General features: G+C 72.0%; 12 protein-coding genes. 2 read left to right on the forward strand and 10 right to left on the reverse strand.

The annotated features are described in order from the left end of the window. Positions 1 to 59: 59 nt before the first annotated feature. From R2D22_RS10395 to R2D22_RS10405, 3 genes are all read right to left on the reverse strand, one after another. Positions 60 to 1,016, reverse strand: coding sequence for an EamA family transporter (locus R2D22_RS10395; RefSeq protein ID WP_318102808.1), 957 nt, complete (start codon positions 1,014 to 1,016; stop codon positions 60 to 62). A 304-nt stretch (positions 1,017 to 1,320) separates the two neighbouring features. Next, complete coding sequence (locus R2D22_RS10400; RefSeq protein WP_318102809.1) at positions 1,321 to 2,886, reverse strand: PucR family transcriptional regulator; 1,566 nt, start codon at positions 2,884 to 2,886, stop codon at positions 1,321 to 1,323. Between the two features lie 154 nt (positions 2,887 to 3,040). Continuing rightward, entirely contained in the window at positions 3,041 to 5,437 is a 2,397-nt protein-coding gene (locus R2D22_RS10405) for a type IV secretory system conjugative DNA transfer family protein (protein ID WP_318102810.1), read from the reverse strand. A gap of 819 nt (positions 5,438 to 6,256) precedes the next feature. Here R2D22_RS10405 and gabT point away from each other — a divergent pair. Both gabT and R2D22_RS10415 read left to right on the forward strand, forming a co-directional pair. Next, entirely contained in the window at positions 6,257 to 7,591 is a 1,335-nt protein-coding gene (gabT, locus tag R2D22_RS10410) for a 4-aminobutyrate--2-oxoglutarate transaminase (RefSeq protein WP_318102811.1), read from the forward strand. A gap of 88 nt (positions 7,592 to 7,679) precedes the next feature. Then, on the forward strand, positions 7,680 to 8,444 hold the full coding sequence (locus tag R2D22_RS10415) for a phosphatase PAP2 family protein (protein ID WP_318102812.1): 765 nt from the start codon (positions 7,680 to 7,682) through the stop codon (positions 8,442 to 8,444). Between the two features lie 192 nt (positions 8,445 to 8,636). Here the strand turns inward: R2D22_RS10415 and R2D22_RS10420 are convergent, their stop codons facing one another. The 7 genes from R2D22_RS10420 to R2D22_RS10450 all read right to left on the reverse strand — a co-directional run bounded on the left by R2D22_RS10420 (position 8,637) and on the right by R2D22_RS10450 (position 16,223). Then, complete coding sequence (locus R2D22_RS10420; protein ID WP_318102813.1) at positions 8,637 to 9,824, reverse strand: RNA-guided endonuclease InsQ/TnpB family protein; 1,188 nt, start codon at positions 9,822 to 9,824, stop codon at positions 8,637 to 8,639. A 130-nt stretch (positions 9,825 to 9,954) separates the two neighbouring features. After that, a complete protein-coding gene (locus R2D22_RS10425) occupies positions 9,955 to 10,422 on the reverse strand; it encodes a hypothetical protein (protein WP_318102814.1) in 468 nt (155 codons plus the stop codon). 172 nt (positions 10,423 to 10,594) lie between these two features. Further along, a complete protein-coding gene (locus tag R2D22_RS10430) occupies positions 10,595 to 12,013 on the reverse strand; it encodes an NAD(P)/FAD-dependent oxidoreductase (protein ID WP_318102815.1) in 1,419 nt (472 codons plus the stop codon). Positions 12,014 to 12,047: 34 nt separating this feature from the next. After that, positions 12,048 to 12,842: an ABC transporter permease gene (locus R2D22_RS10435; protein ID WP_318102816.1), complete on the reverse strand. Its 795-nt coding sequence runs from the start codon at positions 12,840 to 12,842 to the stop codon at positions 12,048 to 12,050. Further along, positions 12,842 to 13,777 (reverse strand): ABC transporter permease, encoded by a 936-nt coding sequence (locus R2D22_RS10440; RefSeq protein WP_318102817.1) that lies wholly within the window; start codon positions 13,775 to 13,777, stop codon positions 12,842 to 12,844. The genes R2D22_RS10435 and R2D22_RS10440 overlap by 1 nt, the downstream gene beginning before the upstream one ends. Further along, positions 13,774 to 14,925 carry an ABC transporter ATP-binding protein gene (locus R2D22_RS10445; protein WP_318102818.1) on the reverse strand — a complete coding sequence of 384 codons (1,152 nt, stop codon included), beginning with the start codon at positions 14,923 to 14,925 and terminating at the stop codon, positions 13,774 to 13,776. The genes R2D22_RS10440 and R2D22_RS10445 overlap by 4 nt, the downstream gene beginning before the upstream one ends. Positions 14,926 to 14,975: 50 nt before the next feature. After that, positions 14,976 to 16,223, reverse strand: a complete 1,248-nt coding sequence (locus R2D22_RS10450) for an ABC transporter substrate-binding protein (protein ID WP_318102819.1) — start codon at positions 16,221 to 16,223, stop codon at positions 14,976 to 14,978. Positions 16,224 to 16,235 lie beyond the last annotated feature (12 nt).

A 16,235-nucleotide genomic window follows, 5' to 3' on the forward strand; every position in this document is an offset into this window, starting at 1 on the left:
GTTTGTCCGGGATGGAGTGGTGGCGCGGGGGTGCTGTCCGCTTTGGCCGAAGCGGCAGGTCAGGAGCGCCGCTCCGTGGACACGATGAGGCCGACCCCGAGGACGACGATCGCGCCGCCGATCACGATGGGCAGGGTCAGCGCCTCGCCGAGCACGACCGCACCGAGCAGGACGGCGACGACCGGGTTGACGTACGCGTACGTGGCGACGAGGGAGAGCGGGGCGGTCTGGAGCAGCCAGGCGTACGCGGTGAAGGCGATGATCGAGCCGAAGACGACGAGGTAGGCCCAGGCGACCCAGGAGCGGGTGGAGACCTCGCCGAGGTCGAGACCGTGCTGCTCGCCGCGGATCAGGCCGAGCGCGGCGCAGGCGAGGCCGCCGGCGATCATCTCGTACGCGCTGGCGGTGAACGGGTTCTTGGGCATCGGGATCCGGGAGGACGAGAACGAGCCCACGGACCAGAGCAGGGTGGCGAGGACGACCAGCAGGACGCCGCCGATGCGGACGGCGCCGGTCAGGCCCGGCAGGGTCAGGACGGCGAGCCCGACGAGGCCGAGCAGAACGCCGGCCACGCCGCCGAGGGTGGGCCGCTCGCCGAAGGACGCCTTGATGAGGACGACCCAGGCGGGGACGACGGCGACGAGGAGCGCGGCGAGGCCGGAGGGCACGGAGGTCTCGGCGAGGACGATGAGCCCGTTGCCGCCGAGGAGGAGGAGCACGCCGACAATCGCGGCGGAGGCGAGCTGCCGCCGGTCCACCTTCAGCGCCGCGGGCCCCTGCCGCCAGGCGATGATCGCCGCGAGCAGCAGCCCCGCGGTGACGAACCGCCCTCCCGCGGACAGGAACGGCGGCATCGTCTCGACGACCACCCGAATCCCGAGGTACGTCGACCCCCACACGACATACACGATCCCGAGCGCCGCCCAGATGGCACCGGTGATGCGACGGGGGACGGCGTCGGTGGGTGAAGGCAGGGGCTGGACCTCGGAGGCCGGATCGACGGCAGGGCTTGTCATGAGCAGGAGATTAGGGACTTCGACGCGGAAGGGCCAAGAATTTTGCCCGACTTCGGGCAGAAGACGCGCAATTCCGGCACGTCTTCTCGTCGTCCGGAGGGGGTGCGGAGGTGCGGCAGAGGCGCGCAAGTCGCGGCTGCGGCGCGGGAGGGGCGAGCCTGTTCCGCTCGGGCCGGCGCGGGCCGGAGGCCGCGACGGTCGGCGGTGGCATCGTCTCGCCCGCGCCCGGGTCGGGCCTGCGTGCAGCGCGGGAGTGCCGCTCGCCCCGGTCGGGCCGACGCGCTGACGCGCGCGGCGACCGGGGTCAGGACGGGTCTGTGTCCGTGCCCGTGGCCTTGAGGGCTAGCCAGAGTTCCATGCGGACGTCGGGGTCGTCGAGGGAGCGGCCGAGGATCTCCTCGACGCGGCGCATGCGGTAGCGCAGGGTGTGGCGGTGGACGCCGAGGTCGGCCGCGGCCGCGTCCCACTGGCCGTGGCGGGAGAGCCAGGCGCGGAGGGAGGCCACGAGGTCGCCGCGGCCCGTCGCGTCGTGCTCGCGCAGCGCGCGGAGCATGCCGTCGGCGAAGGCCCGTACCGCGTCGTCCGCGAGCAGCGGCAGCACCGAGCCCGCCGCCAGCTCCTCGTGCTCGACCAGGGCCCGGCCGCGCCGCCGCGCCACCGACAGCGACTGCTCGGCCTGCTTGTACGCCGCGTTCGCGGCGATCGGACCGGTCGGCGCGGACAGGCCGACGACCACCCCGGCGTCCTCCGCCTCACGCTCCGCGTACCCGTCGCACGCCTCGACCACCGCCCCGCCGTCGCCCGCCAGGACCACCAGCCGGTCCTCGTTCTCCGGCACGACGAGCACCGTCTCGCCCGACCGGGCCGCCGCCGACTCCAGCGCCTCGGCCAGCACCGGCAGCGGCGGTTCCGCGTCCCGCTCCCCCGCCGGGCCCACCGGCTCGGCGATCAGCAGCCGGAACGGCGCGTCGAGCAGCCCGCCGTACAGGTCGCCGGCCACCGCCCGCGCGTGGTCCGGCTGGCCGGACAGCAGCATCCGCAGCACCGCCGCGCCCAGCCGCTGCTCGGCCGCCTGGAGCGAGCGCGAGCGCTCCGTGGTCAGGGTCAGCAGCGCGATCGCCGAGTGCACCGCGTACCGCTCGGCCGTCCCGAGCGGCGCGCCCGTGCCCACCGCCAGCGCGCCCCGGACCCGCCGCCCGGTCCCGAGCGACTGCAGCTCCACCCGGTCCTCCGTGCCGCCGACGACCGCGCTCGCCGGCGCGGGCCGCTCGCGGAGCCGCTCCACGTCCGCGGTCAGCCGGGCGGCCCGCCGGGCCGCCCACTCGGGCGACACCGCGAGCACGGCGCCGGACGTGTCGTACAGCGCCGCCCATCCGTCGACGTGCGCGGCGAGCCGGGCCACGACCGCGTCCGGCCCTTCCGCGAGCGCCGCGCGGGTCATCTCGCGCTGCGCCTCGAAGCCAGCCGTCACCGCCCGGTACTGGTCGGCCGCGATCGCCGCCGAGACGGCCTTGCTGATCGCCAGGAACGGCGTCCGGCGCGGCACCTCCAGGAGCGGCAGCCCCTCCTCGCGCGCCGCGTCGACCAGCGCCTCGGGGATGTCCTCGTAGTTGACGCCGATCGCGAACCCGAGCCCGACCACGCCCGCTCCGACCAGCCGCCGGACGTACCGCCGGGTCGCCTCCGGGTCCTCCGCGTCCAGGGTCAGCGCGGTGGTGAGCAGCAGCTCGCCGCCCTCCATGTACGGGACGGGGTCGGCGAGCTCGCTGACGTGGGCCCAGCGCACCGGCGTGGCGAGCCGGTCCTCACCTGCGCGGACGGTGAGTTTCAGGGCGGAGTGCTGGACGAGCGACGCGAGGGTGGGCGGCATGGACCGTCGGACCTTTGAGCAGAGGACTGCCGGGGCAGCGGAAAGGCGCCGGTCCGGGGATCGGCGCCTCCCGATTGTGCCAGGGCACACGGGTCCCCGCGCCCGCTCTCGCGGACCCGCGCGGCGGCCGGCCGGCCGGTCCACGAGGACGCGGTCAGCCGCGCAGGTCGACGAGGAGCGGTGGCGTGTTCTCGCCGCGTACGTGTGTCACGGACAGCACCGCGTGTCCGGCGGGCACCTCGTGCGCCAGCTCGGACGCCGACCAGCGCTCCCTCTCGACCTCGCGCACCGTCACCGCGTCGGTGGTGACCGCCTTGCCGGTGATCCGCTTCCGCAGCGCGTGCAGGGCGCGGGTCATCGGCTGGTCGGCGAAGACGGTGTGCTGGGCGACCTCGGTGGTCTCCACCCGTTCGGTGCCCCACGCCTCGGCGAAGGCGCGGCCGTCCCAGGTGGTGACGCCGGCGAGCGCCATCCGGCAGCCGACCGCGGCGAGGAGCTGCCCGTGCAGCGCCTCCGGCACCTCCCCGAGCGTCCGCAGCGCGAGCACGACACCCGCGTTCTGCGGCCGCAGCCGCTGGAGGGCGCGCACCGTCCCGGGGGTGAGCGCGCCCGCCGCGTCGTCGAGGACGAGGCAGACGAAGTGCCGGCGGCCGGTGTCCGCGCGGGCGACCGTCTGGAACTGGGCGAGCAGCAGCCGCGCCAGCAGGCGAGAGGTCTCCTCGTACGCGCCTCCCGGCAGGGTGACGCGGACCCGCAGCGGGTGCTGGGCGACGGACCGGAGGGAGAACGGCCGCGTCTCCCGGCCCGCGCCGAAGAACTCGGAGAACGCCGGACGGTCGAGCGACGCCAGCCGGTCAGCGAGCGCCGGACCCACGTCGGCGGCGGCGCCGACCTGCCGGATCCGGGACTCCAGCTCGCGGCGCATGCCCGAGGCGCCGTCCGCCGGCAGCAGGTCCATCAGGGTCTGGAGCGTCTCGGGGCGCGCCTCGAGCAGCTCGCGCAGGGCCGGGACGGACGGGAAGGCGCCGTGCGCCTCCCGGTAGGGGCCGATCAGCTGGGCCAGCGCGGTGGCGGCGCGCCGGGTCTCGACGCCCTCGACGTCGCCGACCAGCCCCTCGGCGAGGATCGCGGCCGCCTCGTCGGCGTCGGTGGCGCCGGCGTACAGGTCGAGGTCGTACCGGGAGCCCGGGTCGCCGAGCCGGATCACGACGTCGTACGCGTCCTCGGGTCCCGCGGAGGCGCCCGGCGCGCCGACGGCGACGACGGCGCAGGCGCCGGTCAGCGCCTGGAGGGTGAGCGACTCGACGACGGGCGCGGTCAGGGAGCGGGTCTTGCCGGCGCCGGACGGGCCCACCGCGAGGAGCGAGGTGGCGAGCAGCCCGGGGTCGAGCGCCACGCCGGCGCCCCGGTAGGCGTACGGGGTGCGCTCGGCGGCCGCGTACCGGCCGATGCGGACCTGGCCGACGAGCAGGTCGTGCTCGGACGCGCGGCTCGGCAGGTCGCGGGCGCCGGAGGGGTGCAGGGCCGTCCCGGCGCCGGTGCCGAGCACGGTGTCGACGAAGGCCGCCCGGCGGCGGGCGTCCCGGCGGGCCTGCCGCCAGGCGCGGCGCACGCGGGCGCAGTCCACGTCGTTCATGCGCCCGGCGCGCACCTCGGAGGTGAGCCGGTCGGCCGCGGGCCGCTCGCCGGCGGCGCGCAGGTCCGGCCACTGGGAGGCGGGCGCGGACGGGGCCGCGGCGGTGGGAACGGCGGGGCGCACGGACCGGGCGCGCCACTGCCGGACGAGCGCCGGCCAGCCGCCGACGCGGGCGAAGGGCCAGACGACGGCGGCGGTGATCACCGCGTACAGGGGGTAGACGAGGAACGGTGAGGTGAGCACGCCGTATCCGCCGCCCGCCAGGACGACCAGGGAGAGCACGGGCTGGGCGATCGGCAGCGGGTCCCAGCCGACGCCGAAGGCGGTGGGCCAGACGAACACGAGCGCCGCGAGGGCTCCGGCCGCGGCGAGCGCGGCGCGGGTGCCGGGCCCGAAGCGGTCGAGGTAGTGGTGGATCACCCGGCCCCAGGAGCCGAGCTTGCCGACCGTGTACACGATGGCGAGGAAGACGACGCCGCTGTAGACGACATGGGCCTCGGCGCCGTGCCAGTCGCGGGGCGAGGTGGTGCCCGGGTGCCACCAGTCCTGCGGGGTGAGGGTCTGGAGCGGGATCCACAGGTACGGGACGGTGCCGCGCCGCCACGCCGACCACAGGATCAGGCCGACGGCCAGCGGGATCAGCAGCCCGGCGACGGTGATCGGCGCGAGCCGCGCGGGCTCCGGCGCCCGCGCCGGCACATGCCGGAACCGCCAGATCCCGGGCCCGGCCTCGGGCCGCGGCGCATCGAGCCACTCGACGACGGGGGCGGGGGCGGACGCGGAGGCGGAGGCGGACGCGGACGCGCCGGGGGCGAGGGAGGGCGGGGCTTTCGGTGCGGGCGGGGCCGCGGGCGTGGCGGCGGGCGGGGCTTTCGGAGCCGCCGGGGCCGCGGACGGCGCAGGGGCCGCGGGCACCGCGGCGGCGGGCGGGGCAGGGGCGAGCGCCGGGGCCTGAGCGGGCGCCGGCGGGGCCTGGACCGGGACCGGAGGGACTGCGGCCGGCGCCTGGACCGGGACCGGAGGGACTGGGGCCGGCGCCTGGCCGGGTGCCTGAACCGGTTCCTCGCCGCGAGCCCCGGCCCACGCCTGGCCGGAGGCTTGAGCCGATGCCTGACCGCGAGCCTGAGCCGGCGGCTCGGTGAGCGCCTGAGCGGAGGCCTGGGCCGGAGTCCGCGGAAGGCCGTGGGCGGACTCCGGTGGCAACGCCTCGCCGGGCGCCTGCGGCGCCTGACCGGCGGCCGGCGGCGCCTGGGCCGGGAGCGGTGGGGCCGCCAGGGGCTCGTCCCCGGGGAGCCGTCGGGCTGCCGGGGGCTCGTCCGCCGGGACCGGAGGGACGGCCGGCGGCTCGGCGCCCGCGCTCGGCGACGCGCCGTCCCCCACGCGCGGGGGCGCTTCGTCGCGCGCGTCGCGCGCGTGACGTGCCTCGTACGTTCCGTCGGTCTCCATGAACCCCTGCCCCCTGACCAGCCAGGCCGCACCCGCATCGCATCTGTCCGAGCGTCAATCTAGTGCCCCGGCAGGGGAGGTTCAGCGTTCTGCGGACGCGTCTCACGGCCCGGCCGCGGCCCGCGCCGCACAATGGGGGCGGCCGGGCCCGCGCACCGCGTTATGTCCGCCGCGGACAACGGCGCGACCCCCAACACTCCCGATCGGCGCATGCCCGCCCCCCGCCCGCCCGCCTAGCCTGCGGAAGAAACCCACACAGTGCGTCCAGAAAACCCCCAGGAGCCCCGCATGAACGCTGTCCCGCAGGAGCGGCGCGTCGTCACCGCCATCCCCGGTCCGAAGTCGCAGGAGCTTCAGGCCCGCCGCCTCGACACCGTGGCCGGTGGCGTGGGCTCCGTGCTCCCCGTCTTCACGGCCAAGGCCGGCGGCGGCGTCATCGAGGACGTCGACGGCAACCGTCTGATCGACTTCGGCTCCGGCATCGCCGTGACCACGGTCGGCGCCTCCGCCGAGGCCGTCGTGCGCCGCGCAGCCGCGCAGCTCGCCGACTTCACCCACACCTGTTTCATGGTCACGCCGTACGAGGGCTATGTCGAGGTCTGCGAGGCGCTCGCCGAGCTGACCCCGGGCGACCACGCGAAGAAGTCCGCGCTGTTCAACTCCGGCGCCGAGGCCGTCGAGAACGCGGTCAAGATCGCCCGCTCGTACACCAAGCGCCAGGCCGTCGTCGTCTTCGACCACGGCTACCACGGCCGTACGAACCTCACCATGGGCATGACGGCGAAGAACATGCCGTACAAGCAGGGCTTCGGCCCGTTCGCCCCCGAGGTCTACCGCGTGCCGGTCGCCTACGGCTACCGCTGGCCCACCGGTGCCGAGAACTGCGGCCCCGAGGCCGCCGCCCAGGCGATCGACAACATCACCAAGCAGATCGGCGCCGAGAACGTCGCCGCGATCGTCATCGAGCCGGTCCTCGGCGAGGGTGGCTTCATCGAGCCGGCCAAGGGCTTCCTGCCGGCGATCGTGAAGTTCGCCAACGACAACGGCATCGTCTTCGTCGCGGACGAGATCCAGTCCGGCTTCTGCCGCACCGGCCAGTGGTTCGCCTGCGAGGACGAGGGCATCGTCCCGGACCTGATCACCACCGCCAAGGGCATCGCCGGCGGTCTGCCGCTGGCGGCCGTGACCGGCCGCGCCGAGATCATGGACTCCGTCCACGGCGGCGGCCTGGGCGGCACCTACGGCGGCAACCCGGTGGCCTGCGCCGGTGCGCTCGGCGCCATCGAGACCATGAAGGAGCTCGACCTCAACGCCGCGGCGAAGAACATCGAGTCGATCATGAAGTCGCGCCTGTCCGCGATGCAGGAGAAGTTCGAGATCATCGGCGACATCCGCGGCCGCGGCGCCATGATCGCGATCGAGCTGGTCAAGGACCCGGCGACCAAGGAGCCGAACCCGGAGGCCGCCGGCGCGCTGGCGAAGGCCTGCCACGCCGAGGGCGTGCTCGTCCTCACCTGTGGCACCTACGGCAACGTGCTCCGTTTCCTGCCGCCGCTGGTCATCGGCGACGACCTGCTGAACGAGGGTCTCGACGTCATCGAGTCCGCGTTCGCCCGGATCTGACGCTCCGTGTGAAGAGGTTGTGGGGGGCCGATGGCGGGATGGGAATCCGGCTGTCGGTCCCCCGGCCTCTGCCGTACGGTTTCTGCAGATGAGAGAAACACCCCGCCCGCAGGGGACTGTGGGCAGCAGGGCGGAGCCTCCCCAGCCTCGTCCTGACCGTGCCCTCGCGCACACCGCTGGAGCCACCGGCTCCGGAACTCCTCACCGATCGGACGGTCGCCCGCCCCACACCCCCCGGGGCGCGCGGCAGCCCGGTCCTGACGACCGCCCCGGAGCAACCCCCCCTGCTCCGGGGCGGTCGGCCGTCTTCTGGGCGATCCTGGTCCTGACCCTCGTCACCTGGCAGGTCCTCGTCGACGGCCCACTGGCCCGCCTCGACGTCCGCGTCTCGCGCGCCCTGGTGGACTCCGTGCCGCGCGGTCTGTCCGAACTCGGCGCGGACCTCGGCAACATGACGGTCGCTCTGCCGGTGCTCGGCTGCGCGATGGCGTACGCGTTCCGGCGCGGCCACCGCCTCGCGGCCCTGTACACAGGGCTGGCCATGGCCGCCGTGCCGCTGCTCGTGATCCCGCTGAAGGAGTGGACGGCCCGCCCCGGCCCCCTCGAACCCTGGGCCGAGGGCTACTACCCGTCCGGACACACGGCGACGGCGGTGGTCGCCTACTTCGGCGCGGCAATGCTCCTCGGCACGCGATGGGCGATGCCCGCCGCCTGGGTACTGACCCTGGCGACGGGCACCGGGCTGGTCCTGCGCGGGTACCATTGGCCGCTCGATGTGGCGGCCAGCCTCTGCCTAGGCGTGCTCATCCTCGCCGTCTGCGCCACCCGCATGCGTCAAGACAGTGCCGATTGATGGGGTACCTGGAGTGGGAGTTCGTCCAGGGGCCAGTGTTGGCCTCCTCACCCGCCTCCAGCGAGTGATTCCGCCTGCCTCACGCCACTGATCGGCGAGGCTTCGGGTGGGTTCCTGGTTCCTCCCCGACATTGACGGGGGTTGCACGCGTTGCCCGGGCAAGCCCAGGTCTTACATGCGCTCCGCAGGCGTTTACTCGCACCGTCGCCGGCGTGAGGCCCCCGGCCCGGGGGTGGATGGTGCCGTCTGTGTGGCCGCTCGTATGCGGCGGCCTTCCCGCTTGATGTTCTGGCCCGCGTTCCAGTCGCGGTCGTGTCGGGTGCCGCACCGGCTGCACGTCCACGCACGGATGTGTAGGGGTTTCGGACCGTCACGATGCCCGCAGGCGGAGCAGATCTGCGAGGAGGGATAGGTGCGGTCGACCTTGGTGAGCGTACGGCCGTGCTTAACCGCCTTGTACTCCAGCATGCTCAGGAACGCGGACCATCCCGCGTCGTGCACCGACTTGGCCAGACGGCCCCGGGCGAGGCCCCTCACGTTCAGGGTCTCCACACTGACGGCTTGGTTATCGCGGATCAGCTTGGTGGAGAGCTTGTGATGGAAGTCTCGACGCGCGTCGGCAACCTTGGCGTGCGCCTTGGCTACCTTCGTCCGCTGCTTGTTCCGGTTGTTCGACCCCTTGGTCTTGCGGGAAAGACGGCGCTGTTCCTTCATGAGCTTCTTCTCCGCCCTGCGGAGAATCCTGGGTGAGGTGACCCTTGAGCCATCCGCCATGACGGCGAAATGAGTCAGCCCCAAGTCGACCCCTTGGTCGCTGCCGAGTTCGGGCAGGAGGTCAAGGGCGGTATCGGTCTCGACGACGAAACTAGCCCAGTACCGGCCAGACGAGTCCTTGATCACCGTCACGGTGGACGGCACGGACGGCAGTGATCGGGACCATCGAACCCGGACGGGGCCGATCTTCGGAAGATTCAACTTCCCGTTTGCCGAAATCGACCACTTCGCGTTCGCAGTGAATCGGACCGCTTGCCGACCGTCGCGCTTCGACGAGAACCGCGGCTCCCCGACTCTCGGTCCTTTGCGGGTTCCCTTGAGGCTGGCGAAGAACTGCGCGAACGCCATGTCCAGGTCCCGCAGAGACTGCTGCAGTACGACCGCCGACACCTGCCCGAGCCATGCCCGCTCGGGAGTTTGCTTGGCCTCGGTGATGAACCGGCGCGACAGGTGAGCCGACTTCGGGTAGGGCAAACCCGCGGCATGTGCGTCCTGCCGGGCTGCGAGGCAGTCGTTCCACACCACCCGCGCGCACCCGAACGCCCGGCCCAGTGCGATGCGCTGACCTGGGCTGGGGTCAATACGGAAGGCGTAGCGAAGCTGCACGTCCACGACCGTATGTGACCTGTGCCCCTTCGGAGGCAGAAGATCAGAACTGGCGATCATCGCCCGTTCGTGCGCACACCGATTCGCCTCGACGGCGAATCAACTGCGGAATGGACCGCCCGGAGGTTCTTCAGTCCCCCTCTTGCGGGGCCTCCCGCGCCAGCCGCCCCGCCGCCTCGTGCATCGCGAGTTCGAGCAGTGAGGCGTCGGTGAGGGTTCCCGAGCCGTCCGGCGGGATCAGCCAGCGCACGCCCCCGGTGACCTTCCCCGGGTAGGGGACGACGATCCAGGTGCCGCCGCCGGCGCCGCGCACCCCCGTGCCGACCCAGCGGGCGACCGTGCCGGGCGGTACGAAGAAGCCCATCCGGGCGTCGCCGAAGTCGGCGAGGACCGGGCCCGGCCGGTCCACCAGCCGGGTCAGTACGTCGAACGTGGGATAGCCGAGCTCCCCCGGCAGGATCAGCACGTCCCAGCGCCGGCCGGCGGGCAGCAGCGCCACCCCGAGCGGGTTGCGCTCCCACTCCCACCGGCACGCGTCGGGATCCGGCGCCACCGAGACGAGCCACTCCACTGCGGCCTTGGCCCCCGAAGCAGTCATGGCGAACGGTCTCCTTCCGTGTGCGGACACGTTGCCCACACGGGAGGAGAGGGGGGTCGGCCTCGATCATGACGCGGGTCGGGGAAAGAAATCGGTGGTGATCCGCGGCGAAACGGGAACGCCCGGCGTGCGCGGGGGCGCACACCGGGCGCATAGGCCTCGGAAGGGCGGTCTAGCTGTCGAAGCCCAGGCCCACCCGGTCCATCGCCTTCAGCCACAGGTTCCGCCGGCCGCCGTTCTCGTCCGCCCGGGCCAGCGACCACTTGGTGATCCCGATCCCGGCCCAGGCCAGCGGCTCGGGCGGGAAGGGCAGCGGCTTGGAGCGGACCATCTCCAGCTCCGTCCGCTCGGTCCGCTCGCCCGCCAGCAGGTCGAGCATGACGTCCGCGCCGAAGCGGGTCGCGCCGACGCCGAGGCCGGTGAACCCGGCCGCGTACGCGACCTTGCCCTGGTACGCCGTGCCGAAGAAGGCCGAGAAGCGCGAGCAGGTGTCGATCGCGCCGCCCCAGGCGTGGCTGAACCGCAGCCCCTCCAGCTGCGGGAAGCAGCGGAAGAAGTGCTCGGCGAGCTTGAGGTACGTCTCCGGGCGGTGGTCCATCTCGGCGCTGACCCGGCCGCCGAAGCGGTAGATCGCGTCGTAGCCGCCCCACAGGATGCGGTTGTCCGCGGTGATCCGGAAGTAGTGGAACTGGTTGGCGCTGTCGCCGAGGCCCTGCCGGTTCTTCCAGCCGATCGAGGCCAGCTGCTCCGCGCTCAGCGGCTCGGTCATCAGCGCGTAGTCGTACACCGGCACGACGTAGCTCCGCACCCGCTTGACCAGCGAGGGGAAGACGTTGGTGCCGAGCGCGACCCGGCGGGCGACGATCTTGCCGTACGGGGTCTTCACGCCCATGCCCGTGCCGACGGAGACCAGCTCCAGGGCGCGGGTGTTCTCGTAGATGCGTACGCCGGCGGCCGTGCAGGCCCGCTTCAGGCCCCAGGCCAGCTTGGCCGGGTGGAGCATGGCAACGCCGCGCCGGTCCCACATGCCGCCGAGGAAGGTAGGCGAGGCGACCTCGGCGCGGACCGCGTCCTGGTCGAGGAGTTCCAGCCCGTCGGCGAGGCCGAGCCGGTCCGCCTCCTCGTACCACTCGTGGAGTTCCTCGACCTGGTACGGCTCGGTGGCGACGTCGATCTCGCCGGTCCGCTCGAACTCGCAGTCCAGGTCGTAGCGGGCGACCGCCTCCTCGATGGCGTCGAGGTTGCGCTCGCCGAGCTTCTCCAGCGTGCCCAGCTCGTCCGGCCAGCGGGCGAGCCCGTTGCCGAAGCCGTGGGTGAGGGAGGCGGCGCAGAAGCCTCCGTTGCGGCCCGAGGCGGCCCAGCCCACCTCGTTGCCCTCGATCAGGACGACATCCCGGGAGGGGTCGCGCTCCTTGGCGAGGAGCGCGGTCCACAGTCCGCTGTATCCGCCGCCGACGACGAGCAGATCGCAGCGCTCGGTGTCGGTGAGGGCGGGCAGGGCTCCGGGCTTGCCGGGGTCTTCCAGCCAGAAGGGGACGGGCTGGGCGTCGGAGAGAGATTGTGCAGCGAGACGCATGGCGGCTGGGGCCATGGTTTCCAACTCCTTCAGGTGTTGCTCAGGTCGTTCAGGTTGTCGCGGTTTTCTTCCGCCGGTTCGTGACGATCTGTCCGGCGACGACCACCAGTACGGCAATGATGAACATGGCCGTGCCGATGACGTTGATCTGGACGGGCGTGCCGCGCTGTGCCGAGCCCCAGACGAACATGGGGAAGGTGACGGTGTTGCCCGAGTTGAAGTTGGTGATGATGAAGTCGTCGAAGGAGAGCGCGAAGGACAGCAGCGCTCCGGACGCGATGCCCGGCGCCGCGATCGGCAGCGTCACCCGGACGAAGGTCTGCACCGGGCCGGCATAGAGGTCGCGGGCGGCCTCCTCCAGGCGCGGGTCCATGGACAGGACACGGGCCTTGACGGCGGCGACGACGAAGCTGAGGCAGAACATGATGTGGGCGATCAGGATCGTCCAGAAGCCCAGCTCGATGCCCATGTTGAGGAAGAGCGCGAGCAGCGAGGCCGCCATCACGATCTCCGGCATGGCCATAGGCAGGAAGATGAGCGAGTTGACCGCGCCGCGCGCCCGGAACCGGTAGCGGACCAACGCGAAGGCGATCATCGTGCCGAGCACGGTGGCGCCGACGGTCGCCCAGAAGGCGATCTGGAGGGAGAGCGAGAGCGAGCCGCACATGTCGGCCACTCCGCAGGGGTCCTGCCACGCCTCCAGGGAGAACTCCTGCCAGGCGTAGTTGAACCGCCCGGTCGGGTTGTTGAAGGAGAACACCGTCACGACGACGTTCGGCAGGATCAGGTACGCGAGCGTCAGCAGGCCCGCGATCACGACGAGGTTCCGACGGATCCAACGCATCAGACCAGGTCCTCCGTTCCCGCCCGGCGGATGTAGACGGTGACCATGACCAGCACGATCGCCATGAGGATGAACGACAGCGCCGCGGCGGTCGGGTAGTCGAGGATGCGCAGGTACTGCGACTGGATGACGTTGCCGATCATGCGGGTGTCCGTCGAGCCGAGCAGTTCCGCGTTGACGTAGTCGCCGCTCGCCGGGATGAAGGTGAGCAGGGTGCCGGAGACGACGCCCGGCATCGACAGCGGGAACGTCACCTTCCGGAAGGTGGTGGCGGGCGACGCGTACAGGTCCTGCGCGGCCTCGTGCAGCCGGCCGTCGATCCGCTCCAGCGAGGTGTAGAGCGGCAGGATCATGAACGGCAGGAAGTTGTACGTCAGACCGCAGACCACCGCCATGGGCGTGGCGAGCACCCGGTCGCCCTCGGTCCAGCCGATCCAGCTGGTCACGTCCAGGACGTGCAGGGTGTTGAGCGCGGTCACCACGAGGCTGTCGTCCGCGAGGATCGTCTTCCAGGCCAGCGTCCGGATCAGGAAGCTGGTGAAGAACGGCGCGATGACGAGGACGAGGATCAGGTTGCGCCAGCGGCCCGCCTTGAAGGCGATGAGGTACGCGAGCGGGTAGCCGAAGAGCAGGCACAGGATCGTGGCGGTGCCCGCGTACAGCAGGGACCGGACGAACTGCGGCCAGTACTCCTGGAAGGCGTCCCAGTAGGTCTGGAAGTGCCAGGTGACCTGGAAGCCCTGCTCCAGCGAGCCGGTCTGCACGGAGGTGGACGCCTGGTACACCATCGGCAGCACGAAGAAGACGAGCAGCCAGACGATGCCGGGCAGCAGCAGCCAGTACGGGACGAGCCGCTTGCGGCGGGAGGGCTTGCGCAGGACGGGCTCCGCCGCCGGCGGCGCCGCCTCCTCCTTGGTCAGGGTGGAAGCGGTCATGAGGCGTCCTCCACCGTCTCGACACCCGCGTCGATGTCCTGGGCGGCGTCGAGGCCGAAGGTGTGGGCCGGGTTCCAGTGCAGGACGACCTGGGCGCCGGGCACCAGGCGGGTGTCGCGCTCGATGTTCTGCTCGTAGACCTGGAGTTCGGCGCCGGCCGGGCTGTTGATCACGTACTGGGTGGAGACGCCGATGAAGGACGAGTCGACGATCCGTCCGGTGACCCGGTTGCGGCCGTCGCCGATCGAGCCCGCGTCGTCGGCGTGCGCGAGCGATATCTTCTCCGGGCGCACGCCCACCAGCACCTTGCCGCCCGTGCGGACCGCGTCGGTACAGCGGTCGCCGGGCACGCGGAGCTTGCCGCCGCCGGCGGTGACAAGGACGTCCGAGCCGCCGGTCTCGACGACCTCGGCCTCGATGAGGTTCGAGGTGCCGAGGAAGTTGGCGACGAAGGTGGTGCGCGGGTTCTCGTACAGGTCGGCGGGCGCGCCGAGCTGCTCGACCCGGCCGCCGTTCATCACCGCGACCTGGTCGGCCATGGTCATGGCCTCCTCCTGGTCGTGGGTGACGTGGACGAAGGTGATGCCGACCTCGGTCTGGATCCGCTTGAGCTCCAGCTGCATCTGGCGGCGCAGCTTGAGGTCGAGGGCGCCGAGCGGCTCGTCGAGGAGCAGCACCTGCGGGTGGTTGATCAGGGCGCGGGCGACGGCGACGCGCTGCTGCTGGCCGCCGGAGAGCTGGTGCGGCTTCTTGCGGGCGTGCTCGCCGAGCTGGACCAGCTCGATCATCTCGTCGACCTGCTTCTTCACGGACTTGATGCCGCGCCGGCGCAGACCGAAGGCGATGTTCTCGAAGATGTCCATGTGCGGGAAGAGCGCGTAGGACTGGAAGACCGTGTTGACCGGGCGCTTGTACGGCGGGAGGTCGGTGACGTCCTTGTCGCCGAGGAAGACGGTGCCGGTGGTGGGCTCCTCCAGGCCGGCGATCATCCGCAGCGTGGTCGTCTTGCCGCAGCCGGACGCGCCGAGCAGGGCGAAGAAGGAGCCCTGCGGCACGGTCAGGTCCAGCGGCTTGACGGCGTGGAAGGAGCCGTAGGACTTGCTGATCCCGGAGAGACGGACGTCGCCGCCGGTGTTCTTGTCAGTCATGGGTGCGATCCCAGGGTCTTGAGGGGCAGGACAGCGGACACGGGGCCGGCTCAGGCGCCGATGAGCTTGGCGAACTTCTCCTCGTACGCCGTCTCTTCCTTGCTGGTCAGCGAGCGGAAGGCGTGGGCCTTGGACGCCATTTCCTTGTCCGGGAGGATCAGGGTGTTGGCCGCAAGGGCGGGGTCGATCTTCGCGAGTTCCTCGCGCACGCCGTCGACCGGGCAGACGTAGTTGATGTAGGCGGCGAGCTCGGCGGCGACCTTGGGCTCGTAGTAGTAGTCGATGAGCCGCTCGGCGTTCGTCTTGTGCCGCGCCTTGGCCGGGACCAGCATGTTGTCGGAGGACGTGATGTAGCCGGTCTTCGGGATCGCGAAGCGGATGTCCGGGTTGTCGACCTGGAGCTGGATGAGGTCACCGGCCCAGGCGAGACACGCGGCGATGTCGCCCTTGCTGAGGTCCGCGGTGTAGTCGTTGCCGGTGAAGCGGCGGATCTGCTTCTTGTCGACGGCCTTCTGCACCCGCGCGATCGCGGCGTCGAAGTCGTCGTCGGTGAACTTGCCCGGGTCCTTGCCCATGTCGAGCAGGGCGTGACCGACCGTGTCACGCATCTCGGTGAGGAGACCGACCCGGCCCTTGAGCGCCGGGTCGTCGAGCAGCTGGCCGAAGGACTCGACCTTGCGGCCGCCGGTGGCCTTGATGTTGTACGCGATGACCGTGGGAATGCCGGTCCACGGGTACGAGTAGGTGCGGCCCGGGTCCCAGTCGGGGCTGCGGAACTGCGGGGCCAGGTTGGCGAACGCGTGCGGCATGTTGGCCGCGTCGAGCTTCTGCGCCCAGCCGAGCCGGACGATACGGGCGGCCAGCCAGTCGGTGACGATGATCAGGTCGCGGCCGGTGTCCTGGCCGGCCGCGAGCTGGGGCTTGATCTTGCCGAAGAACTCGACGTTGTCGTTGATGTCCTCGGTGTACTTGACCTTGATCCCGGTCCGCTGGGTGAACGCCTCCAGCGTCGGTCGGTGCTTCTCGTCCTCACTGACGTCCATGTACTCGGTCCAGTTGGAGAAGTTGAGCTGCTTCTCCTTCACCGAGAAGTCCGTGGACGCCGGCCCCTGGCCCTCCCGCTTGGCGGGCGGGATGCCGCAGGCGGTCAGGGCCCCGAGGCCGCCGACGGTGAGCGCGCCGATGCCCGAGGCGCGCAGCATCGAACGGCGGGTGAGCGCGCCCCGGCCGCTCGTCAGACTGCGTCGCATCGCCGCTATCTGCGCGGCGGAGAGGCTTTCGGGCTCGTACTGCTCCATGCGCTGTGCCCT

This window comes from Streptomyces sp. HUAS YS2, assembly GCF_033343995.1.
Taxonomy (GTDB): domain Bacteria; phylum Actinomycetota; class Actinomycetes; order Streptomycetales; family Streptomycetaceae; genus Streptomyces; species Streptomyces solicathayae.

What these genes read in the sequence shown, in the direction of transcription:
- R2D22_RS10445 (WP_318102818.1), bottom strand. Translation starts at nt 14,925, where the DNA reads ATGACTGACAAGAACACCGGCGGCGACGTCCGTCTCTCCGGGATCAGC.
- R2D22_RS10425 (WP_318102814.1), bottom strand. Translation starts at nt 10,422, where the DNA reads ATGACTGCTTCGGGGGCCAAGGCCGCAGTGGAGTGGCTCGTCTCGGTG.
- R2D22_RS10430 (WP_318102815.1), bottom strand. Translation starts at nt 12,013, where the DNA reads ATGGCCCCAGCCGCCATGCGTCTCGCTGCACAATCTCTCTCCGACGCC.
- R2D22_RS10435 (WP_318102816.1), bottom strand. Translation starts at nt 12,842, where the DNA reads ATGCGTTGGATCCGTCGGAACCTCGTCGTGATCGCGGGCCTGCTGACG.
- gabT (WP_318102811.1), top strand. Translation starts at nt 6,257, where the DNA reads ATGAACGCTGTCCCGCAGGAGCGGCGCGTCGTCACCGCCATCCCCGGT.
- R2D22_RS10450 (WP_318102819.1), bottom strand. Translation starts at nt 16,223, where the DNA reads ATGGAGCAGTACGAGCCCGAAAGCCTCTCCGCCGCGCAGATAGCGGCG.
- R2D22_RS10395 (WP_318102808.1), bottom strand. Translation starts at nt 1,016, where the DNA reads ATGACAAGCCCTGCCGTCGATCCGGCCTCCGAGGTCCAGCCCCTGCCT.
- R2D22_RS10400 (WP_318102809.1), bottom strand. Translation starts at nt 2,886, where the DNA reads ATGCCGCCCACCCTCGCGTCGCTCGTCCAGCACTCCGCCCTGAAACTC.
- R2D22_RS10440 (WP_318102817.1), bottom strand. Translation starts at nt 13,777, where the DNA reads ATGACCGCTTCCACCCTGACCAAGGAGGAGGCGGCGCCGCCGGCGGCG.
- R2D22_RS10415 (WP_318102812.1), top strand. Translation starts at nt 7,680, where the DNA reads ATGAGAGAAACACCCCGCCCGCAGGGGACTGTGGGCAGCAGGGCGGAG.